Genomic DNA, 19,971 nt, shown 5'->3' on the forward strand with positions numbered 1-19,971 from the left:
CACCCCGCAGCTGGCCGACATGCAGCGCCGGGTCGAGTTCGACCTGTGGTACATTGAGAACCAAAGTTTCGCTTTGGATCTCAAGATCCTGGCCGCCACGGCGCTTCACGTGCTCCCGGGCCGCTCCAACGCCTACTGATCCGATGCGCTGCGCGACGGCAAGTGTTGCGGGGCGGCCGTCAGCCCGGACAGAGCCGGATCCGACGGGTCATGCCGGGGAGCTTGAACGGTGTCCGATCCGTCGTCCTCAATGATCGGGGCGCTTAACGCCTCATTCAGGAAGTAACCGACGCATGCCAGCATCATGATGGCCCAGCCAAGCATGCGCCCCCCAATGGATCGGTTTGCCGTGGTGGTCCTGATGCCTCGAAGCAGCATGCACGGACAGAAACCAAGTCGCACACCAAGCTGAAGCTATCATTAACTGCGGTCTCCTAACTGAGCGATCCCCTCTCTAGGCTCGATCGCGCGGCCGCGGTCTTTGAAACACCCGCTGTCGGATCTGCGTGTCTGTTGCACTGCGCCGGCCTGCGCACCTCGGATGCGAACGATGCCGCACGCCTGGATGGTCGCGATCGGTCCGGCTTGGAGCCAACATCCACGACTTGGCTCGCGCGGGTCGTTTCAGCTCAAGACCCCAGGCTCAGACACAGCGCGGGTTGGCGCAGGCGTTGAGCCGCGTCGGGGTCGATCATCCCAGATGAATTTCCGTTTGCGCGATCGCGAGGCGGCTGCGTTGCTTGGACGACGACCGACTCCGCTGATACGCCAGGAAAAACCCGATCGAAATCGCCAGGCCACCCGCTGCCAAGGAGCCGATCAGGATGGCGTAAGGGCCAAACCAGGGCCAAGTCCCGATAACGGCAAGTAGGCCACCGATCACGGCGGGCATGAGTACAGCGATCATCTGAGTGTTCCCTTGACGACAGATATGGATTTCAACGACCCTCACTGCACGATCGTCGCGACAGCGCGTGGGTCAAGCTGCCTTGATCAACCCTGCTCTTTCATCATGAACCGCAAACGACACGGGCTACTGTTTCAAATACTCTATAATATTTTATCAAATCGCAATATGAACAACCTGATCTAAACTTTCTTGGTCACTTGTCGAGGATCGAACGATCTGCAGGGCGCCGCCTTGAACGATCGATATGCGCAGCCGGCCCGGAACGGCATGCAAGAGCACTTTGCGCCGAAGTGAACTCCGGTTCGGCGCAAGACAGTACGTCCCGACAAAGGCTTGGAGCCGGGCACGCTTATATCTGTTGCAGGGCGCGGCGCGGCGCGGTCGTCGCCGACCCGGCGTCGAAACGCGATGGGGCGTTCAGGCCATCTGTCCTATCCGCAGGTTGAGCACGGCGATCGGACAATCAGCTTTCGTCAACGCGTCTATTGATTTCAATTCGCAATCTCAAGGAAGATCCATTCCGCTTCCCATTTCTCGAGTCATCTTGATCAACGACATCCGGATTTTGCACGACGTGTCGGAGACCACAAGGATGTGTTTTTACGCAGTCGCCCGATTAAGCAATTTTCTGACGTCATGAGATCTCGAAAATCTGCACATCCTGGCAAGCCAATAGATTTCCTTGAAGGCTAAAATGAATCTTCATGACCTCAAAAGATATGTTTTAATCGAAGAGCTTGAATAAAATTCTCTAATTCCATGATTGATTGATAGACAAAGGATGATCGGCGTTCACCGAGGCTAGACGTGAGAACTACGTCGCGTCACATCGATGGGCCCTGTGGCCTCACTTGGGCGGTGCTTGGATCGGAACGACGCTCGCAGGCAGGACTTAACCACGTTCCCGCGTTGTGGCGCCCGAGACCGGGACGTCTGAAGGCGAGGCCCCATCCTGCTCGGGCCCGCGCGCTCCACGGGACATCAGACCGAAAAACGCGCATGCGCCGGAACGCCGTGAGGGACGGATAGCCTCGATCGATATCGAGGCTTGCGATCGGGGGGCCGCCGAAACCCCGCATGATCATCAGGAACTGATCGCGAGACGCAAACTTGGACGACACGCCCCGCCCGTCGCCGTCACCCTCGGGACCGTGATCGCAGCCCTGCGCATCGTCAGCCTTGCCGGGCTGACTTGCCAAGTTGGCTTGCTAAGTTGGCTTTCTAAAACGCCGGCTAACCAGTTTGCAGAAACAAGGACGGACGCGTCACTCTATCCAGTTCAACACTGTCGACCCGATCCACCATGCGGCATAGCCCCAAGCGCCGATCACGGCCAGCGTGGCGGCGGCCAACACACCGACCGACAGCCACTCTGTCGGGCTTCGATAGCGCGGTCTGCTGGTCTTCTCTGGGATGCTCAACGGCTTCTCGTCACTGCCCATCTCTATAGAACCGAAACGAAATCTGGCTTCAGGGCAGGACTTGCTTCAACCTAAATCGAAATATTTTTGATTGATAAAGGAAACTCAAAACTTCACCAGCGGAATCTACTTAGGTAAATCCGGCAGAACGCTAGGGTTCAGCGCCAGGAGCGGATCTCTTGGATTGCGAGCAGACTGAAGCGTGACCAGACACGCAGTCGCTCATGAACACGGACAGGCGCAAGGGCTGGCCAGACCTTGTTCAGGGCCAAGTACGCCGTCGCAGCAGCAATAAGAACTGCTGCGATCACGCACAGACAGGCAACGATCGATGCGTCGCGCAGCTGGATCACGCCGGATTTTGCTTTTCGCCCTCTTTCCTGGATTTGGAGAGTGACGTGAGCTGTTTCCGCCATCGAGCCTTCCGGTTTCAACCGGGCGTGAACTACGCATATCCGGGATCCTATGTCGATGCGGCGAACCCCGGAGCGCCGTGTGATCGAGCGGCTGTGATGAGCCGCGTGCGTGCCGTGCGTCCCGGCCTGCGGCCGAGGAGGGCGACGCGCTGCAGCCCCGTCAGAGCGCATAGCCGATTCCGGACCATCCCTTGCAGAGACCGAATGGTCCAGGAACGGAGGGACGCGATGGCTGTTCAGAGCGGAACACTTTTGGCTCGGACCAAGACCCTGTGTCCCCGACGGGGGGGCCCGACCGATCTCCGTCTCGCACGATCCGCCCTGCGGATTGCCCTCCCCGCCTGCATTGCCGTCGCGAGCCTCGGCACCGCGCTGGCCAATCCCTCCCAGGTGCGGCCGGCTGCCGATGTGACCCGGATGGCCAGCGGCGCGACGTTACGCGCGAGATTGTCTCCTGCCGCTGCCTTTGCCCGCACGGAAGCCCTCGCCCGGCGCGCGCTCGGCTCGATCTGCGCGGGGTGCGGGTCCGGTCCAAGCCGGAGGGCCGGCCCTGTGCACGCCTCCTCCACGTCCGCCCGGTTCGGGACGTCGACCAGCAACCCGGCGATGGCCGCCCGCGAGCGAAACGTGATGGCGCGGTAAGGCACGCTCCGCACGAGCCGAGACCGGTCTGGCCGAGATCACGTCAAAACAAAGCCGCAGAGCCGTGGTCGATGGCTATGCGACCGAGCACGGGTCCAGCCATAGGGCGGTGGGAAGCCGGTGCGCGAGCTCTGCAACGCGCGTCTGCGCCCTGCGTATGCCCCGCTCCGCGGGTCGGGCCGATGGCCGGACGCTTGCGACAGCGATCCGGCCCACACCACCGTGCCCGGCATGATTCGAACATGGGGTAATCAATGATCAGAGGCGCTCGGCCGCTCATGATTGTGCTTGGAACGATGCTGCTCCATAGCTCCCTGCACGCGCAGGACGGTCGGGCACCCTTCCCGGCCGCTGTGACGACCGCCCCCACGGTCACGTCCAGGACGACCCCGTTCAGGACCGGTCCCGAGACCGCCTCCAGGAAGGCCGCGCCCAAGACGACCACATCCGGGGCGGTGCGGAAGGCCCACGGTTTCAGCTTCCGCAAAGCGGAGGCCGGCAACGCCCTCGCGATGCGCTGGACCTGTGTCGGGTGTACCGCCCAGAAGCACCCCCGCCCGGACTCGGACGATCGGTCCGGCCGACCCAACGTCCCCGACGAGCCGGTGATCTTGGACCCGGCACAGGCGCCCGTGATCGAATAGATGGGATCGACCGTGACGCGCACGGCACCCGGGGATCAGATGTAGCTTGAAGCCAGCGCCGGTGAGCCCTCCAGCGCGTGGGCGAGCATCTCCAGGCCGTTCGTGATCTGCTGCCGGGTCGAGGGCCCGCCGAGGCAGAGGCGGACCGCCTCCGGGGGCGTGCCCGTCACGCAGAACGGATCGCTGCCGACGACGCCGAGGCCGGCGGACCGCCCCTGGCTGGCGAAGGCCGAGCGGGTCCAGCCCGCCGGCAGGGTAATCCACGCATGGAAGGCGTGCGGATCGGCCGTGTAGGTCTCGGGCGGAAGCAGCGCCGCCGCGAGGCGCTGGCGGGCGGCCGATTCCGAGCGCACGAACTGCACGATCGCCTCCGCGGTCCCATCGTTGATCCAGCGCGTCGTCAGCGCCGTCGCGATCGGCGAGGCCATGACGGTGGCAGCTCGCAGGGCGCCGCCGAGCGGCAGGGCGGCCCGGGCGCTCGGGGCGACGAGGTAGGCGAGGCGCAGGCCAGCGCCCAGGCACTTGGCGAGGCCGGCCACGTAATAGGTAATCTCGGGGGCGAGTTCCGCGAAGCTCGGCGGGGGCGTCGGGCAGATGCGCGCGTAGGCATCATCCTCGATGATGGTTACGGCATACCGGCGCGCCACCGCGATGATCGCCTCGCGCCGCGACCGCGACAGGGTCGCGGTGGTCGGGTTCTGCAGCAGCGGATTGAGATAGAGCGCCCTCGGAGCGGCCTTGGTGCAGGCGGCCGCGAAGGCGTCGGGGTCGATCCCGTGTCGATCCATCGGCAGGCCGACGAGGCGCAGGCCCCGATGTGCCGCCAGCGTCCGGATGCCCGGATAGGTGATGCGCTCGGCGCAGATCGTGTCCCCCGCCTGGGCGACCTGCCCCAGCACGCCGAACAGGGCGCTGTGCCCGCCCGGGCAGATCAGCAGGCGCTCCCGGGTCGCCACGATCCCGCGGCCCCTCAGCCAGCGCAGGGCCGCCGCCTTGTCGTCGTCGGTCCCGCCAAAGCCCTGGTAGCGCAGCAGGTTGGTGAGATCCCCGGACAGCTCCGCGAACGACGACCGCATGCGGGCCTGCAGGGCCGGCTGATCGGGCTCAGGCGGCAGGTTCATGGTGAAGTCGACCGGCCCGACCCGGGGCGCCCGGGCGGCCCCGCTCGGCCGGGCCGCGCCCGCCGGATCGACCACGAAGGTCCCCTGGCCGACGCGCCCCTCGATCAGGCCGCGCTTGTGCGCCTCCACATAGCCGCGGGACACGGTGGTGAAGTTCAGGCCGATCGCCTCTGCCAGGGCGCGCTGCGTCGGCAGGCGCAGGCCCGGGCCGAGGCGTCCCGTCCGGATGTCGTCCGCCAGGGCCTCCGCGATGGCCAGATAATGGGGCTTGCCCCAGCGCTTGAGGTCGGGCGTCCAAGCATCCGCCGCGCCGGTTCGGCTGTCCGGCCACCCCTCCTGCTCCGTCGGCTTCATCGGTTCCGCGCCCAGGCCATCAAGATGCGATCAATGCCTGATTGTATGGCTTGCAAGCACCATACCGTGCGCGCGCTCCTGCATATCGTAGCATGGATCCATACAATTCATACAATCTCTGACGCGGCAGCAAGCAGTCCATGGGCACTCTAGGCGCACAGCATGCTGCTTGATTGAGCGATCGACCAACAATCATTTGCGCTGCATTGATCGCGCCTTTGTATGTATTTCTGATCGGCGCATTGCATGGACTGTTGATCGCTCTGAGCTGGCACGTCGCTTGCCATTACGGGATTCGATCGCACGCAGCCCCCCTCTGCCGCGGTCCAACCCATCGAGGAGCGTGTGCAATGCCTGCCGTGAACCGCGACCCCCACAAGAAGGGCGACTTTCTGGTCGATTATGAGGAGAAGGTCTTCGAGGATGTGAAGGCCGAGCCGGGCCAGAAAGCGCTCGTGACCTTCCACACCGTTGCGTTCGAAGGCTCGATCGGCCTCGTCAACCTGCTCCAGGCCACGCGCCTGCAGCGGAAAGGCTTCGAGACCTCGATTCTGCTCTACGGGCCGGGCATCACGCTCGGCGTCCAGCGTGGCTTTCCGCGGCTGGGTGACGAGGCCTTCCCGGGCCACCTCAACTTCAACAACCAGCTCGAGAAGTTCATGGCCGAGGGCGGCAAGGTCTATGCCTGCCGGTTCTCGACCCAGGCCCTGTACGGCCACGGCGAGGCCGCCTTCATCGAGGGCATCCGCATGATCAATCCCCTCGACGTGCTCGACTGCATGCTCCTGCACAAGCGCGACAACGCGGTGATCATCGACACCTGGACCGTTTGAGTCGCCTGGACCGTCTGACGCTCGTACCCGGCGGTCGCGCAAGCCGCGCAGCCGCTGGTCCAGCCGGAGGATCATCCATGTCAGAGTGCCGGCCAGAGACCCGAATCGTACGCGCGGCTGCCGTCCAGATCGCGCCGGACCTCGACCGGCCGGAGGGCACTCTGGAGCGCGTGCTCAACGCCATCGACGAAGCCGCCGCCAAGGGCGCGCACTTTATGGTCTTCCCCGAGACCTTTGTGCCCTACTACCCCTACTTCTCCTTCGTCCTGCCGCCCGCGCTGCAGGGGGCGGAGCACCTGAAGCTCTACGAGCGCGCGGTGGCGGTGCCGGGGCCGGTGACCCAGGCGGTCTCGGCCGCCGCACGCCGCCACGGCGTGGTGATCGTGCTCGGCGTCAACGAGCGCGACCACGGCTCGCTCTACAACGCGCAGCTGATCTTCGATTCCGACGGGGCGCTGAAGCTGAAGCGCCGCAAGATCACCCCGACCTACCACGAGCGCATGATCTGGGGTCAGGGCGATGGTGCCGGCCTCACCGTCGTCGAGACGGCCGTCGGCCGGGTCGGAGCGCTGGCCTGCTGGGAGCACTACAACCCGCTCGCCCGCTACGCCCTGATGGCGCGCCACGAGGAGATCCACGCCGCGCAATTCCCGGGCTCGCTGGTCGGCCAGATCTTTGCCGACCAAATGGAGGTCACGATCCGCCACCATGCCCTGGAGGCGGCCTGCTTCGTGGTCAACGCCACCGGCTGGCTCACCGACGCGCAGGTAGCGCAGGTCTGTCCGGACGAGCGCCTGCGCGGCGCCTGCCAGGGTGGCAATTGCACCGCCATCGTGTCGCCCGAGGGCAAGCACCTCGCCGATCCGCTTGGGCCCGGCGAGGGCATCCTGATCGCCGACATGGACCTCGCGCTGGTGACCAAGCGCAAGCGGATGATGGACTCGGTCGGCCACTACGCCCGGCCCGAGCTTCTCAGCCTCTTCCACGACGACCGCCCGGCCGCGTTCGTCCACCCGCCAGCCCGTTCGCAGCCCGCCCCCCGGAGCCTCGACCATGAGCAGCAGCCCGCTTCCGACGAGTCTGTCCCCCACGGCGCCGGTCACGACGGGCCTGATCGGGATGCCGACGGAGCGCCTGATCAACGCGTTGCAATCCTACGGCGTTAGGCTGGCCGACAGCCGCGCCGGGGCCCCGAGCCGCCGCGGCGGTGCCGGCCCCTCGGACCACAAGGCCATGACCATCGCGGGCCGCACCGTGATGGTGCCGGTCCACACCGAGACCGCCTTCGACTCGCCCTTCCTCGTGCGCCGGCCGGATGCGGACGGGATCGCGGTGATCGAGCACGAGGGCGTCGTGATCGGACGCGCCACCTTCCCGGGCAAACCGCGTTTCTACGGGCTCTCGACCTTCGACGGCGTGCCCTACTCCAAGATCGCCGTGCTGCACGGGCGCGACGTCCTCGCCACCACAGTGCTGCAGACCTGCATCCGGTACGCGAGCCGCACCAAGACCTGCCAGTTCTGCGCGATCGGCCAGTCGCTGGCGGCCGGACGCACCGTGGCGCGCAAGACGCCGGAGCAACTCGCCGAGGTCGCCCGCGCCGCGGTGCTGCTCGACGGGGTCAAGCACATGGTGATGACCACCGGCACGCCGAACGCCACCGACCGCGGCGCCGCGATCCTGTGCGAGAGCGCCTTCGCGGTGAAGGCCGCCGTCGATCTGCCGATCCAGGCCCAGTGCGAGCCCCCCGACGACGACCGCTGGTTCGAGCGGATGAAGGCCTCGGGCATCGATGCGCTCGGCATGCATCTCGAGGCCGTCACCCCCGAGGTCCGCGCCCGCATCATGCCCGGCAAGGCCAGCGTGCCGCTGGAACGCTACTTCGACGCCTTCACGGCCGCCGTCCCAGTCTTCGGCCGCGGCCAGGTCTCGACCTACATCCTCGCCGGCCTCGGTGATACGCCGGAGGCAGTCCTGGCGATGGCCGAGCGCCTGATCGGGATGGGCGTCTACCCGTTCGTGGTGCCGTTCGTGCCGATCTCCGGCACGCCGCTGGAGAGCCACCCGGCCCCCGGGCCCGATTTCATGCACGCCATCCTGAAGCCCCTCGCGGAGATGCTGGCCACCGCAAACCTGCGTTCCACCGACATCAAGGCCGGCTGCGGGCGCTGCGGCGCCTGCTCGGCGCTCTCCGCCTACGAGCGGACGGGGGCAGCCTGATGTTCGACCCCGTTCCACCCTACCGGCCCAATAGTTTTCACGTGAAATTAGCGATTGCGTGCTGGGAGCGTCGCGCCTGCGCGGCTCTGCGCCGCCAGGTCTTCTGCGCCGAGCAGGGCCTGTTCTCCGGTGATGACCGGGATGCGGTCGACGCCCACGCCATACCGATCTGCGCCCTCTCGACGCTCGGCGGCGAGGCCGATGCCGTGGTCGGCACCGTGCGCATCCATGCGGTGCCGGAGCGGCCCGGCGAGTGGTGGGGCTCGCGCCTCGCGGTCGCCAAACCGTTCCGGAGCGCAGCCGCGCTCGGCACCGGTCTCATCCGGGTCGCGGTCTCGGCAGCCCATGCCAGGGGCTGCACCCGCTTCCTCGCGCATGTGCAAGAGGCGAATGCCGCACTGTTCGAGAGTCTGCACTGGACGAGCCTCGACGCGCTGGACCTCCACGGACGCCCGCATCGCCTGATGGAAGCCGACCTCGCGGCCTACCCGCCGATGCACGATCCCGAGCACGGCCTCATCACGCTGCGCAGGGCCGCGTGAGCACCGCCCCCGACATCCAGGCGCTCGCCCGCCACATCCGCGAGGCCCGCGGGGTCGGCCACAAGCGCGACATCGACGCCGTCGTTGCGCGGCTCGGTCTCGCGGGTCGGCACGCCGCGATCCCGGTCGGCGACGATTGCGCGGCGATCCCCGACGGCGACGGACACCTGCTGCTGGCCATCGAGGGCTTCCTCGACGGCTTTGTGGCCGAGGATCCATATTTCGCGGGCTATTGCGGGATCATGGTCAACCTCAGCGACGTCGCGGCCATGGGCGGGCGCCCGATCGCGGTGGTCGACGCCCTGTGGAGCCGGGATGCCGGGGCCGCGGACCCGATCCTGGCCGGCCTGTCGGATGCGGCAGCGCTCTACGGCGTGCCGGTGGTGGGCGGCCACACCAACACCCGTGCGGCCACCGGCAATTTGGCGGTCGCCGTGCTGGGGCGAGCGGGTCCGCGCCTCCTGACGAGCTTCGACGCCGCGCCTGGCGACGACCTCATCGCCGCCATCGACCTGCGCGGACGTTTCCGCGAGCCGCACCCCTACTGGGACGCCTCGACCGGCGCGCCGGGGGACCGGCTGCGCGGCGACCTGGCCCTGCTGCCGGGCCTTGCCGAGGATGGCCTGGCCCGCGCCGCCAAGGACATCAGCATGGCGGGCATCGTCGGCACGGCGCTGATGCTGCTCGAATGCTCGGGTGTCGGCGGCACCATCGACCTCGATGCGATCCCGCGCCCCGCCGACGTCCCGCTGGCGCGCTGGCTGACGGCCTTCCCGAGCTTCGGCTACCTCGTGAGCGTCCGCCCCGACCGGACGCCGGCCGTCACCGCGCGCTTCGCCGAGCGCGGCATCGCGACCGCCCCGATCGGGCATCTCGACGCCAGCCGGGTCGCCCGGGTGCGGGATTCCGTGGGGGCCGAGGCCGTGGTCTGGGATTTCGCGGCCGGCCCGCTGATCGGCTGCGGCCGGGACGACCCGGGGGCTGCCCCGTGAGAACCCTGCGCATCGCCATCCTGACCCATTCCACCAACCCGCGGGGCGGCGTCGCGCATTGTCTGGCGCTGGCCGAGGCCCTGTGCGCGCTGGGCCACGAGGCCTTGGTCCACGCCCCCGACCCGTCCGGACGCGGCTTCTTCCGGGCGACGGCCTGCCCCACCGTGGCGGTGGCGGCCCAACCGGTCGCTGGCTCGACAGTCGATCTCGTGCGCGCCCGCATCGACGACTACCTGCGCCACTTCGAAGTCGCGGCGGCCCGCGATTTCGAAGTGTTTCACGCTCATGACGGGATCGGCGGCAACGCGCTGGCAAACCTGACGCACCGGCGCCTGATCCCAGGCTTCGTGCGCACCGTCCACCATGTCGATCACTTCGCCGACCCGGTGCTGGCCGACTGGCAGGCGCGTTCGATCCGCGAGGCCCAGCGCCTGCTCTGCGTCAGCCGCCTCTGGGCGGACTGGATCCGGAACGAGATCGGCGCGAAAGCCGAGATCGTCGGGAACGGGGTCGATCTGTCGGTCTATGGCAACGCGCCGACCGGGGTGGATGCCGCCCTGCGCGAGCGCTGGGGGCTCGGCCCGGGGCCTGTGGTCCTGAGCGTCGGCGGCTTCGAAGCGCGCAAGAACACGCTGGGCATCATCGCGGGTTTCGTCCGGCTGCGGGCCCGCCACCGACAAGCGCAGCTCGTCATCGCCGGGGGTGCCTCACTCCTCGACCATGCGGCTTACCGCGCCCGCTGCCAAGCCGCCTTGGATTCCGAGGGGCTCACGGTCGGCCGGGGCGCGGCGGTCATCGAGACGGGCCCCGTCCCGCAGGCCGAGATGCCGGCGCTCTACCGGGCCGCGGATCTCCTGGCCTTCCCCTCGTGGACCGAGGGGTTCGGCCTGTGCGTGCTGGAGGCCATGGCGTGCGGCACCCCCGCGATCGTCTCCGACCGACCGCCGTTCACCGCGTATCTGGCGCCGGCCGACGCGCTGTTCGTCGATCCCGCCGACCCGGACGCCCTCGCTGACGCCATGGCGGCGGCCCTGTTGCCGCAGACCCGGGCCAGGCTGCGGGCGGCCGGCCGCGGGCGCGCCGCCGCCCTGTCCTGGCGCGCCTGCGCCGAGCGCCACGACGCGACCTACCGGGCCTGCGCCCGGCGGACGCCGATCCCCGCCTGAACAGCCCATCCGCCCGAACCCGCGCAGGAGTTAGCGCCATGACCGCCCCGATCCCTCACAGTCCCGTCGTCATCGTGGGCGGCGGTCAGGCCGGCCTCTCGGTCAGCCACCACCTCACGCAGCGCGGCATCGACCACCGCGTGTTCGAGAAGCACACAGCCGCCCACACCTGGGCGACGCAGCGCTGGGACACGTTCTGCCTCGTCACGCCGAACTGGCAATGCGACCTGCCGGGGCACCCTTACGACGGGCCGGACCCGGACGGGTTCATGAAGAAGGACGAGATCGTCGCCTATCTCCAGGCCTTCGTGGCGAAGGTGAAGCCGCCGATCCGCGAAGGCGTCGCGGTGACGCGCGTGGCGCGGCGGGACGACGGCCTGTTCGCGGTGCAGACCTCGGATGGGGACTACACGGCCGACGAGATCGTCGTCGCCGCGGGCGGCTACCACACCCCGATCATTCCGCGCATGGCCGAGAGGCTGCCGGGCACCATCACACAGATCCATTCCAACCAGTACCGCAATCCGGCCCAGCTGCCGGACGGCGCCGTGCTGGTCGTGGGCTCCGGGCAATCGGGCGCGCAGATCGCGGAGGATCTGCACCTTGCCGGGCGCCAAGTGCATCTGGCGGTGGGCGATGCGCCCCGCTGCGCCCGCTTCTACCGTGGCCGCGACGTCGTCACATGGCTCGCCGACATGGGCTATTACGACATGACCGTCGAGAACCACCCGCTGCGCGACGGCGTCCGCGACAACACCAACCACTACGTGACCGGGCGCGACGGGGGCCGCGACATCGATCTGCGCCGCTTCGCGACCCAGGGCATGCAGCTCTACGGTGTGCTGGAGGATTACGCCGACGGAGCCTTCCGCTTCCGCGACAATCTCAAGCGCTCGCTCGATCAGGCCGACCGGACCTACAACAGCATCAACGCGGCCATCGACACGCACATCGCCAAGGCCGGCATCGCGGCGCCGACGCAGGCGCCCTACACCCCCGTCTGGGAGCCGGGCCCGCCCGTCACCGCGCTCCCCCTCGAAGGCTCCGGCATCACCAGCATCCTCTGGTGCATCGGCTTCACGCCGGATTTCCGGTGGCTCGACGCCTCCGTGTTCAACGGCGCGGGCCATCCCAAGCACCGGCGCGGCGTGACCGCCGAGGCCGGCATCTCCTTCATCGGCCTGCCCTGGCTGAACACCTGGGGCTCGGGCCGCTTCGGTGCGGTCGGCCGCGATGCCGAATACCTCGCGCAGGTCATCGCGGCGCGCCTCGGCACCGGGGACGCGGCCATGAGGGTCGCGGTCTGAGGTCGATCGTCGCGCGCCGAGATCTTGTTTTCAGCGAATCACGATTTGCGCGCGGCCCGAGCGAACTTAGGAGGACACCAAAATATCTGACATTTAAAATTACTGTCTTTCCAATATCAATACTGGCGATTCCGCAGCCTCAGCTGTCGATTTGCCTTTTCAGGAAAGGGTAAATTTACTAGACGCTGCGCATTGCTGCGCTGCGCCGAACTCGGATCGGTGCGACGCGGCTGAAACCGCTGCAGATCCTTGTGGTTCCGCCATGCCCTTGCCGTTCCGTACGGGCCCTGGCGGGTAAGGGGCGTATGGCCGATGTCGTGCTCGCGAGTTGTACGGTCCCTCGGGATCCTCGACGGGCGGATGCGGCCCTCCGCATGGCTTCTGGCGACGGTCAGCCTGATCGCCCTGCAGGGCCTCGCCGGGCCGGCGCGCGCCGCCGAGCGCCCCCAGCCCCAGGTGGTCACCGGCGCGAATGGCCAGGACGGGAAAGTCTTCATCCTCCAGCGGAACACCCCGGCGACGCCCGGCGGGGATGGCGGCGACCTGAGCCTGATCGATGTCGATACCGCAGCCGCCGGGCGTGACCCCGCGGCGACGATCCAGATCGGCTCGCAGGGCGGGCGCGGCGGACGGGGCGACGATTACGGCACGGGTTCGGTCTTCGGCGCCAAGGGCGGTCGTGGCGGCGCCGTGTCGGTGCTGCTGTCGGAGGACGTGACCGGGCAGGGCGACCAGACCGACCCGGCCGGGCAGGCGGCGTTCAGGCCGGCGCCCCGATTCTGGGTCTATTCCATGGGCGGACCAGGCGGTGACGCCCTGACGAATTTCGGCGGCGGCGGCGATGCCGGCCCGGTCGCCCTGACCCTGTCGTCCGCGGTCTCGACCGTGGGGCAGGCCTTCCTGGCCGTGCGGGTCAGCGCAACCGGGGGTGACGCCGGTTCGGGGGGCACGGCCGCCGACCAGACCGCGTTCAGGACGGGCGGGGCCGGCGGCGCGGCCTCGCTCACGGTGACGCCCTCCGGCCGGGTCGGCACCGACGGCGTCGGTGCCACCGCGGTGATCGTCGAATCCCTCGGCGGCGCGGGCGGTGACCGCGCACGGATGGGCACCGCCTACAGCAAACCCCAGGTGACCCAGGGGGGTGCGGGCGCGCTCGCGAAGCTCGACATGGCCGGGACGATCCGGACGGCCGGCGACTACGCCTTCGGCGCCCTCGTCCAGAGTGTCGGCGGCCGGGGCGGAGACCAGGGCGATTCCGGCGGACGCGACGGCGCCCGGGGTGGGGACGGCGGCACCGTCACGGTGACCCAGCGCGGCACGGTCGTCACGCAGGGCGAGTACGCCCTGGGCGTCGTGGCGCAATCGGTCGGCGGCCCCGGCGGCAAGGGCGGCGGCGGCGTCTTCGGCGGCGGCACCGGCGGCGATGCCGCCACGGGCGGATCGGTGACGCTGACCAACAGCGGCACCGTGACGACCGCGGGCACGGGGGCGATCGGCCTGGTCGCCCAGAGCATCGGCGGCGGCAGCGCCGATGCGGCCCTGCCCCTCTCGCCGCTCGCCGTGCCGTCCACGACGAAGGGCGGCGGTGCCGGGGGCGAGACGCTGTGGTTCTCCAGCGGCGGCACCGGCGGAACGGGGGGCTTCGGCGGCACCGCCGAGATCATCAACGCCGGCGGCCGGATCGCCACGAGCGGCGAGGCCGCCTACGGGGCCCTGGTCCAGAGCATCGGCGGCAGCGGCGGCAGCGGCGGGCGCGCCTTCACGGCGGGCGCGTTCATCGCGGTCGGCCTCGGCGGCAGCGGCAGCGGCGGGGGCGGGGGCGATGGCGCCCTCGCCACGTTCACCGGCCTCGGCGGTACGATCGAGACCGGCGGCGACGGCGCGACGGGCGTCCTGGTCCAGAGCATCGGCGGCGGCGGCGGCGCCGGCGGGGACGCCAAGAGCAAGGCCGTGGGCTTCGCGCTCGCGGCCTCCTGGGCGATCGGCGGGAGCGGCGGCCGGGGCGGACAGGGCGGCACCGCCGCCATCGAGAGCACGACCACCGTGACGACCCTCGGGCTCGGCGCCGACGGTCTCACGGCGCTCAGCATCGGCGGCGGCGGCGGCGTGGGCGGTCTCGCCGACGCGACGGCGATCGCGTTGCCCTTCGTGACACCGACCGGCAACACGCTGCCGAGCTTCGCGTTCTCCACCGCGATCGGCGGGTCCGGCGGGGATGGCGGCGCGGGCGGTACGGCGCGCATCACCAACGGCGGCGCGGTCACCACCTATGGCGACGGGGCGGCCGGCCTGCGCGCCCTCAGCGTCGGCGGCGGCGGCGGCATCGGCGGCGACGCGGCGGCCTACGCGCTGGCCGTCGCACCGCCGGGGCAGATGGCCGTGGCGGCCACCACGACCCTCGGCGGCACGGGCGGCGGCGGCGGCAACGGCGGCAGCGCCCGCGTCACCAACAACGGCACCGTGCGGACCTCCGGCGATAGCGCGTCCGGCATCGAAGCCGTGAGCATCGGCGGCGGCGGCGGCTCCGGCGGCGGCGCGACCGCGACGACCAACACCCTGAGCCTGCGCCAGAACATCGCCATCACCCGGGGCATCGGCGGGAAGAACCGCGACCAGAGCGGCGGGACCGGCGGCGGCGGCGGCAGCGGTGGCGAGGTCTCCGTCACGCAGGCGGGCCGCGTCACCACCGGGGGCGACGCCGCGATCGGCGTCCTGGCCCTCAGTGTCGGCGGTGGCGGCGGCAATGCCGGCCCGGCCTCCGCGATCGCGACCTCCGGGATCTCCTTCGATAAGACCCTCAACGACATCGTCGGCAAGCTCCCGATCGCCGATACCCTGACGGTGACCGACACCGTCGGCGGCTCGGGCGGCACCGGCAATCGCGGCGGCCTCGTCGGGGTGACGAACGAAGGCGCGATCGCGACCGGCGGCTCGAACGCCACCGGCATCCAGGCCCAGAGCATCGGCGGCGGCGGCGGCAATGGCGGCGATGTGTCGAGCACCGCCACGGGCAAGCTCACGATCACCCGAAAGCTCGGCGGGACCGGCGGGACCGGCAGCACGGGCGGGTCCGTGACCGTCACCAACGACGCGGCCGGCACGATCACGACCGCGGGCGCCGGCGCGCACGGCATCCTGGCCCAGAGCATCGGCGGGGGCGGCGGCACGGGCGGCAGCCTCGCGGCCGGGACCGAGGTCTCGCCCGATGCCGTGGGCGAGATCTGGCAGCAGATCAAGCAGGCGATCGGCGTCGAGGCCTACCAGAAATGGGCCGCCGACAAGGCCAACGCGGACGACAAGAAGGCCCTCGACCAGTTCCTCAAGGACATCAAGTCGAGCGACACCTACAAGGGCCTCGCCGACACGCTGAAGAACTCGGATTTCGCCAAGGCGCTGAAATCCTACGCGACCAACATCGGGTCCTATCTGGAGGCGCAGAAGAAGACCGCGACCAAACTGCCCGACGTCTCGGCGACCCTGGCCCTCGGGGGCGACGGAGCGAACGGCGGCACCGGCGGCGAGGTCAACGTCAAGAACCTCGGGACGATCACCACCTTCGGCGCCTCCGCGCACGGGATCATGGCGCAGAGCATCGGCGGCGGCGGCGGCCAGGGGGGCGTGTCCTTCGCCGAGGCCACCAACCGGACCAACCTCACGGCGACGGTCGGCGGTTCGGGCGGCACGGGCAATCAGGGCGGCTTCGTCGGGATCATCAACGCCGGCACGGTCGCCACGCAGGGTGACGCCGCCTACGGCCTCTCCGCGCAGAGCATCGGCGGCGGCGGCGGCACCGGCGTCGGGGCGAGCGTCAACAGCATGGCCGGCAAGGGGATCACCCTCAACCTGAACGTCGGTGGCAGCGGCGGGTCCGGGGCGCAGGGCGGCGCCGTCACGGTGGAGAACCGCGGCACCGTGACGACGACCGGGATCGAGGCGCATGCCCTGGTCGCCCAGAGCATCGGCGGCGGTGGCGGCAGCTTCGCCGCGCCGGCCGGCGACGATGCGGCGGCCGAGTCCGGGACTTCGGACGGGAAGACGGACGGCTCCGGGAGCGACGCCAGGGCGCTGGCGAACGCGCTGCTCGCGGCGCTCGACATCGTGCAAATCGCGCCGCCGGAGGATCCCGCCTCCGTCTCGGCGAAATCGGGCAGCCTGACGCTCGGCGGCTCCGGCGCCGTGGCGGGCGATGGCGGTTTCTTGAAGATCGTGCAGGACGGCACGGTCGCCACCAGCGGCTTCGGCGCCGTCGGCATCCTGGCCCAGAGCATCGGCGGCGGCGGCGGTCTCGCCTCCGTGGCGGCGGGGCCGGGCGGCCACCGGTACACGTTCGGGCTGGGCGGCTCGGGCGGCGCCGCGGGTGACGGCGGCACGATCCAGGTCAGGATAGGTTCAAGCGCGCAGGTCTCGACCACCGGCGACGCCGCGCCGGCCCTGCTGCTGCAATCGATCGGCGGCGGTGGCGGCTACGGCGGCGCCCATCAGGCGATGGGCTACGCGATTCCCTACGCGCTGCGGGACGGCGGCCGCGGCGACGGCGGGACGATCGCGGTCGCCCTGGAGAAGGGCTCCGTGATCCGCACCACCGGCACGGAATCCCACGGCCTCTTCGCGCAGAGCCTCGGCGGCGGCGGCGGCCTGCTCGTCGGCCTGTCGGGCGAGACGGCGACGGATCCCGTGCGCAGCCGCGCCGTGACCGGAAACGGCGGCGCCATCACCATCGACGCGTCCGGATCGATCATCGCGTCGGGCCTGGATGCCCACGCGATCTACGCCCAGTCGGGCGTCCAGCGCACCGACGGCAGCCTCGAGCCCGACCCGGGCCGCGGCGGCCGGATCGTCATCCGGGTGGACGGCCTCGTCACCGGCGGCAGCGGCACCGGCGCGGCGTTGCGCGTCGAGGGCGGCCGCGACAACCGGATCGCCATCGAACAGGGCGGCGTGGTCGGCGCGGCCTCGGGCCGCGCGATCACCGGCGCCTTCACCACCGGCACGATCACCAACCGCGGCACCGTGACCGGCGATATCGACGTGACCGGCGGCGGGCAGGCCGGGCGCGTCGTGTTCGACAACGGGTTCGACGGCACGGCGTCGGCGATCCTGCGCACGGGTCCGGAAGGCATCGTCGCGCTGGGCCGCGACGGGCTGCTGCGCAACGGCGCGATCCTCGATATCGGTGGCGTCGGCACGGTGGCGCAGGCGACCGTCACCGGCAACTTCGTGCAGAATGCGGCCGGCCGCCTGCTGGTCGACATCGCGCCGCTGGCGCCGGCGGGCGCGCCGCGCAACGACCTCCTGACGGTCAGCGGCACCGCGACCCTGGGCGGCGTGGTCGAGCCCCACATCGTCAGCGGCCTGCTGCCGGGGCGCTACACCTTCCTGAGGGCCGGGCAGGTCCAGGCCGTCACCGCCACCACGACCGACAGCGTCCTGCATTCCGGCGCGGTTCCGATCTCGTGGGCGCTGGCCTCGACCGCCGATGCCGTCGCGCTCAGCCCGCAGGCGCATTTCACGACGCCGGTGGGGATCACGCTCACCACCGACCAGCGCAACGTCGCGCAGGGCCTGCAGGATGCCTGGGACGGCAACACCACGCGGCTCGGCAACCTCTACGCCCGCTTCCTGTCGGTCGACAGCCAGAAGGGCTATGCCGCCGCGCTCGACGAGCTGAAGCCCGAATCCAACCAGGACACGCTGACCGACCGGACGCTCGACACCCGCAAGGGCCTGCAGCGGGCCATGAGCTGCCCCGCCTTCGTGGGCACCGGCACGCTGCTGCGCGAAGGCGAGTGCGTCTGGGGCCGCATCACCGGCACCAACACGCGGTACTTCTCGACCCCCGACGACGGCGGCTATCACCAGAACGCCCTGAGCTACCAGACCGGCCTCCAGACCGAGTTCGCGCCGGATTGGTTCTTCGGCCTGACCGGCGCCTACACCCGCGCGATCCAGAGCGATCCCGACCGGATCACCGGCACGACGAGCGATGCCGGCGACGTCTCGGCCGCGCTCAAGCATCAGGTCGGCCCCTGGCTGTTCGCGGCCTCGGCCAACGTCGGCTACGCCTGGGCCGACAACAAGCGCCTGATCGACTTCGCGGGGGCCCGCGCCACGGCGCGCAGCCGGTCCGAGATCCTCAGCGCCGGCGGGCGCCTGCGGGCGAGCTATCAGGTCCTGTTCGGCGACTGGTACATCAAGCCCTACGCGGATCTCGACCTGCTCTACAGCTACAGCCCGGCCTATTCCGAGTCGGGCGCGGGGGATTTCAACCTCGACGTCCGCCCCCTGGCCAAGACGCTCGTGGCGTTCAGCCCGAACGTGGAGATCGGCGGTCGGATCGATCTGGAGGGCGGGCGCTGGATCCGGCCCTACGGCACGCTGGGCATGATGGTCCTGTCGGACGACCACTTCACCGGCCGGGCGAGCTTCCAGGGCACCGGCGCGCTCGGGCGGTTCGCGACGGACTCGTCGATCCCCGACCGCCTCGGCGAAGCCGGGCTGGGGCTTCAGATCAGTCTCGGCAACGGCGTGGAGGTGACGGGCGAGTATCAGGCACAGGTCGGCGACAACTTCGTCGCGCAATCCGGGACCGCGCGCCTGCAATTGCGCTTCTGATACTTGGGTGCGGCCTGAAACCGCATCCACGATGGTCTTGCCGCGGTGACGAAGCCCCTGAAGACGCGCCGAGACCCATTCGCATGCGATCGGGCGGCCGATTGACTGCTTGATGTGACCACAATTTGGTCGTGTGCTATCTCTAGTTGAAATCAGACTGATTTGGGGGGGAATCGAGCCGATGCGAATGTCGGGAGGCGTGAGCGCCCATCCGGGCCACGAGGAGCTGCAGGCCGTTCTCGACGATGCCGATGCTGTGGGCCGCTGGCAGATCGACGTGCGCCGGGGCGTCGTGATGGCCGATCCCATCGTGGCCCAGCTGTTCGGCTTCACACCCGAGTTCGGCGCGGCGGGCATCCCGTTCGAGACCTTCAACAACGGCGTCCATCCGGATGACCGCGCCCACGTCATGGAGCACATCCTCGGATGCGCGGAGGTCGGCGGGTGGTTCATCGCCGAGCACCGGGTCTGCTCGGCCGACGGCCAGATGCGCCGGATCCTGGCCCGCGGGAAGTTCGATCCGGACGAGACCGGCACCGTGGTGGCGGGCCGCGGCATCGTGGTGGACATCACGCAGAGCGACGCCTGCGACGATCCGCTCGTCGCCTCAAGGATCTCCCAGGCGACGCCGCCGCTGGAGCAGGTCGTGGACCTCGTTCTGGCGAGCTACCGCACCCTCAAGGATCTGGGGGAGCCGAAGGCTGTGGCCCTGACGGAGGCGCTGCTGATGGAACTCGGCTTCTGCCTCGCCCGCGCGCAGGTGCGCGGCCGGCTCGCCCACCTGCATTGAC

The 19,971-nt window shown here is 69.6% G+C and carries 15 protein-coding genes; 11 read left to right on the forward strand and 4 right to left on the reverse strand.

The features are described 5' to 3' along the window. Positions 1-19 precede the first annotated feature (19 nt). Positions 20-139, forward strand: coding sequence for a sugar transferase (locus MKK63_RS27805; RefSeq protein WP_244004827.1), 120 nt, complete (start codon positions 20-22; stop codon positions 137-139). 552 nt (positions 140-691) lie between these two features. On the opposite strand, the gene MKK63_RS27810 is transcribed toward MKK63_RS27805, so the two are convergent. The 3 genes from MKK63_RS27810 to MKK63_RS27820 form a co-directional block, all read right to left on the reverse strand. Further along, positions 692-907, reverse strand: a complete 216-nt coding sequence (locus MKK63_RS27810; RefSeq protein ID WP_244007238.1) for a hypothetical protein — start codon at positions 905-907, stop codon at positions 692-694. A 1,268-nt stretch (positions 908-2,175) separates the two neighbouring features. Continuing rightward, positions 2,176-2,352, reverse strand: coding sequence for a hypothetical protein (locus MKK63_RS27815; protein WP_244007240.1), 177 nt, complete (start codon positions 2,350-2,352; stop codon positions 2,176-2,178). 137 nt (positions 2,353-2,489) lie between these two features. Further along, complete coding sequence (locus tag MKK63_RS27820; protein WP_244007242.1) at positions 2,490-2,747, reverse strand: hypothetical protein; 258 nt, start codon at positions 2,745-2,747, stop codon at positions 2,490-2,492. A gap of 938 nt (positions 2,748-3,685) precedes the next feature. On the opposite strand from MKK63_RS27820, the gene MKK63_RS27825 reads away from it, so the two are divergent. Then, positions 3,686-4,033, forward strand: coding sequence for a hypothetical protein (locus tag MKK63_RS27825; RefSeq protein ID WP_244007243.1), 348 nt, complete (start codon positions 3,686-3,688; stop codon positions 4,031-4,033). A gap of 35 nt (positions 4,034-4,068) precedes the next feature. On the opposite strand, the gene MKK63_RS27830 is transcribed toward MKK63_RS27825, so the two are convergent. Continuing rightward, positions 4,069-5,508 (reverse strand): PLP-dependent aminotransferase family protein, encoded by a 1,440-nt coding sequence (locus MKK63_RS27830; protein WP_244007245.1) that lies wholly within the window; start codon positions 5,506-5,508, stop codon positions 4,069-4,071. Positions 5,509-5,858: 350 nt separating this feature from the next. On the opposite strand from MKK63_RS27830, the gene MKK63_RS27835 reads away from it, so the two are divergent. The 9 genes from MKK63_RS27835 (at position 5,859) to MKK63_RS27875 (ending at position 19,970) form a co-directional block, all read left to right on the forward strand. After that, entirely contained in the window at positions 5,859-6,341 is a 483-nt protein-coding gene (locus tag MKK63_RS27835; protein WP_244007247.1) for an MSMEG_0572/Sll0783 family nitrogen starvation response protein, read from the forward strand. Between the two features lie 77 nt (positions 6,342-6,418). Next, a complete protein-coding gene (locus MKK63_RS27840) occupies positions 6,419-7,507 on the forward strand; it encodes a Nit6803 family nitrilase (protein ID WP_244007249.1) in 1,089 nt (362 codons plus the stop codon). Beyond that, positions 7,461-8,561 carry an MSMEG_0568 family radical SAM protein gene (locus tag MKK63_RS27845; protein ID WP_244007298.1) on the forward strand — a complete coding sequence of 367 codons (1,101 nt, stop codon included), beginning with the start codon at positions 7,461-7,463 and terminating at the stop codon, positions 8,559-8,561. The genes MKK63_RS27840 and MKK63_RS27845 overlap by 47 nt, the downstream gene beginning before the upstream one ends. Continuing rightward, positions 8,561-9,103 (forward strand): MSMEG_0567/Sll0786 family nitrogen starvation N-acetyltransferase, encoded by a 543-nt coding sequence (locus tag MKK63_RS27850; protein ID WP_409564567.1) that lies wholly within the window; start codon positions 8,561-8,563, stop codon positions 9,101-9,103. Before MKK63_RS27845 ends, MKK63_RS27850 begins: the two co-directional genes overlap by 1 nt. Further along, positions 9,100-10,095 (forward strand): sll0787 family AIR synthase-like protein, encoded by a 996-nt coding sequence (locus MKK63_RS27855; RefSeq protein WP_244007251.1) that lies wholly within the window; start codon positions 9,100-9,102, stop codon positions 10,093-10,095. The genes MKK63_RS27850 and MKK63_RS27855 overlap by 4 nt, the downstream gene beginning before the upstream one ends. Next, the gene (locus tag MKK63_RS27860) at positions 10,092-11,261 is read left to right on the forward strand and encodes an MSMEG_0565 family glycosyltransferase (protein WP_244007253.1); all 1,170 of its coding nucleotides are present in this window, start codon (positions 10,092-10,094) and stop codon (positions 11,259-11,261) included. Before MKK63_RS27855 ends, MKK63_RS27860 begins: the two co-directional genes overlap by 4 nt. A 38-nt stretch (positions 11,262-11,299) precedes the next feature. Beyond that, a complete protein-coding gene (locus MKK63_RS27865) occupies positions 11,300-12,568 on the forward strand; it encodes an MSMEG_0569 family flavin-dependent oxidoreductase (RefSeq protein ID WP_244007255.1) in 1,269 nt (422 codons plus the stop codon). A 360-nt stretch (positions 12,569-12,928) separates the two neighbouring features. Continuing rightward, the gene (locus MKK63_RS27870; protein ID WP_244007257.1) at positions 12,929-19,180 is read left to right on the forward strand and encodes an autotransporter outer membrane beta-barrel domain-containing protein; all 6,252 of its coding nucleotides are present in this window, start codon (positions 12,929-12,931) and stop codon (positions 19,178-19,180) included. Between the two features lie 181 nt (positions 19,181-19,361). Then, a complete protein-coding gene (locus MKK63_RS27875; protein WP_244007259.1) occupies positions 19,362-19,970 on the forward strand; it encodes a PAS domain-containing protein in 609 nt (202 codons plus the stop codon). Position 19,971 lies beyond the last annotated feature (1 nt).

Source organism: Methylobacterium sp. J-088 (assembly GCF_022829295.1).
Lineage (GTDB): Bacteria > Pseudomonadota > Alphaproteobacteria > Rhizobiales > Beijerinckiaceae > Methylobacterium.

What these genes read in the sequence shown, in the direction of transcription:
- MKK63_RS27805 (WP_244004827.1), top strand. Translation starts at nt 20, where the DNA reads ATGCAGCGCCGGGTCGAGTTCGACCTGTGGTACATTGAGAACCAAAGT.
- MKK63_RS27810 (WP_244007238.1), bottom strand. Translation starts at nt 907, where the DNA reads ATGATCGCTGTACTCATGCCCGCCGTGATCGGTGGCCTACTTGCCGTT.
- MKK63_RS27815 (WP_244007240.1), bottom strand. Translation starts at nt 2,352, where the DNA reads ATGGGCAGTGACGAGAAGCCGTTGAGCATCCCAGAGAAGACCAGCAGA.
- MKK63_RS27820 (WP_244007242.1), bottom strand. Translation starts at nt 2,747, where the DNA reads ATGGCGGAAACAGCTCACGTCACTCTCCAAATCCAGGAAAGAGGGCGA.
- MKK63_RS27825 (WP_244007243.1), top strand. Translation starts at nt 3,686, where the DNA reads ATGCTGCTCCATAGCTCCCTGCACGCGCAGGACGGTCGGGCACCCTTC.
- MKK63_RS27830 (WP_244007245.1), bottom strand. Translation starts at nt 5,508, where the DNA reads ATGAAGCCGACGGAGCAGGAGGGGTGGCCGGACAGCCGAACCGGCGCG.
- MKK63_RS27835 (WP_244007247.1), top strand. Translation starts at nt 5,859, where the DNA reads ATGCCTGCCGTGAACCGCGACCCCCACAAGAAGGGCGACTTTCTGGTC.
- MKK63_RS27840 (WP_244007249.1), top strand. Translation starts at nt 6,419, where the DNA reads ATGTCAGAGTGCCGGCCAGAGACCCGAATCGTACGCGCGGCTGCCGTC.
- MKK63_RS27845 (WP_244007298.1), top strand. Translation starts at nt 7,461, where the DNA reads ATGCCGACGGAGCGCCTGATCAACGCGTTGCAATCCTACGGCGTTAGG.
- MKK63_RS27850 (WP_409564567.1), top strand. Translation starts at nt 8,561, where the DNA reads ATGTTCGACCCCGTTCCACCCTACCGGCCCAATAGTTTTCACGTGAAA.
- MKK63_RS27865 (WP_244007255.1), top strand. Translation starts at nt 11,300, where the DNA reads ATGACCGCCCCGATCCCTCACAGTCCCGTCGTCATCGTGGGCGGCGGT.
- MKK63_RS27870 (WP_244007257.1), top strand. Translation starts at nt 12,929, where the DNA reads ATGCGGCCCTCCGCATGGCTTCTGGCGACGGTCAGCCTGATCGCCCTG.
- MKK63_RS27875 (WP_244007259.1), top strand. Translation starts at nt 19,362, where the DNA reads ATGCGAATGTCGGGAGGCGTGAGCGCCCATCCGGGCCACGAGGAGCTG.